This is a genomic window from Streptomyces nanhaiensis (assembly GCF_046614825.1).
GTDB classification, from domain to species: domain Bacteria; phylum Actinomycetota; class Actinomycetes; order Streptomycetales; family Streptomycetaceae; genus Streptomyces; species Streptomyces radiopugnans.
Map to the genome: position 1 here is coordinate 1 of NZ_JBKJFM010000437.1, position 253 is coordinate 253.

Annotated in this window: 1 protein-coding gene; it reads right to left on the minus strand. The window is 72.3% G+C overall.

The features are described from left to right. Window positions 1-253 (minus strand): hypothetical protein (locus ACLIYP_RS30970; protein ID WP_412716364.1); only part of this gene is annotated, 253 nt, incomplete at both ends.

Sequence of the window (253 nt, forward strand, 5' to 3'; positions counted from 1 at the left end):
CCGGGCAAGAGTGCACTCGACCGCCTACCGGGTCTTCTCCGGTCCGGGACCATGGGCGGTGCCGTGCCGGGCGATGAGCGGCTTGATGCCGCGCTTCCAGGGCAGACGGCGGTTCTCGGCGTTGTATCGGTGCGGCCCAGGAACTCCAGGGTGCCGTCGGCGCGGTAGCGCGCCAGGTCGCCGGTGCGGTACCAGCGGCCGTCGGAGGTCTCGGTGAACCGCTCGGCGGTCAGCTCCGGCCGGTGCAGGTAGC